Source organism: [Flexibacter] sp. ATCC 35208 (genome assembly GCF_001975825.1).
Classification (GTDB): Bacteria; Bacteroidota; Bacteroidia; order Chitinophagales; family Chitinophagaceae; genus Chitinophaga.
The window spans coordinates 1-1,127 of sequence record NZ_MTKN01000185.1; the positions used below are offsets into that span (position 1 = coordinate 1).

Here is a 1,127-nt window from a genome sequence, read left to right on the forward strand (position 1 = left end):
GCAGAGCAGGTTAGTAATTTACATTTTGTGCCGAGTATGCTGAATGCGTTTATAGCCTCTGTGGGGAGTGATGTAGAGCAGTTGTGTCGTTTGGGTAGTTTACGTAAAGTGATAACAAGTGGCGAGGCCTTATCAGCGGAGACCGTTTCTCACTGGTATTCTTTACTTCCGGAGGTACCGTTATATAACCTGTATGGTCCTACGGAGGCATCGATAGATGTTACGGCGTACAGCACTCATGCAGGAGATGATCGTATACCGATAGGACGACCGATCTGGAATACCTCGATGTACGTTTTGGACAATCATTTATGCCTTGTGCCGGAGGGTATTGCAGGCGAGCTGTATATAGCGGGCGCTGGTCTGGCGCGTGGTTATCTGAATCGTCCGGAGCTGACAGCCAGCCGTTTTATCAGTCATCCCTATTTGAACGGAGTGCGGATGTATCGTACGGGAGATATTGGTCGCTGGTTACCAGACGGGAATATAGAGTACCTGGGAAGAGCCGATGACCAGGTAAAAATCAGAGGTTACCGTATAGAACTGGGAGAAATTGAAAACACATTAAAGAGTTTCCCTGGTATTCATGATGCAGTGGTAATAGCCCGTCATCTAAAAGATACTGACCAGGAATTACTGGCTTACTTCAGCTGTAAGGAATTGATACCCGAAGCAACGCTAAAGGATCATCTTGCGCAGTTCCTTCCTGCTTACATGATACCTGCCTACTTTATAGCGCTGGAGCAGTTTCCTCTGACAAGCAGCGGGAAAACAGACCGTAAGCGGTTGCCTTTACCAGACAACCGATCGGTAGAAAAGGAACATCATCATATGGGCCCCCGTACGGCTGTAGAACATCAGCTGGTAAAGATCTGGGAGGATTTGCTTGACGTACACCAGGCGAGTGTTTACGACGACTTTTTTGAATTGGGCGGACATAGCCTGAAGGCAACGCGGCTTGCCAGCAGGATCTTTAAAGAAATGGGAGTGAGAGTAGGGTTGAAAGATTTGTTGCTGCATACTGTATTGGAGCGACAAGCTTTGCTTATCAGCAATGCGTTGAAAGAAGAATATACATCTATCCCTGTGATAGGCCTAAAAGATAGCTATGCACTTTCTGCAGCGCA

The 1,127-nt window shown here is 47.2% G+C and carries 1 protein-coding gene; it reads left to right on the forward strand.

Annotated elements, in window-relative coordinates:
- Positions 1–1,127: non-ribosomal peptide synthetase (locus tag BW716_RS34975; RefSeq protein ID WP_143709235.1), on the forward strand; the 1,127-nt coding region annotated here is incomplete at both ends.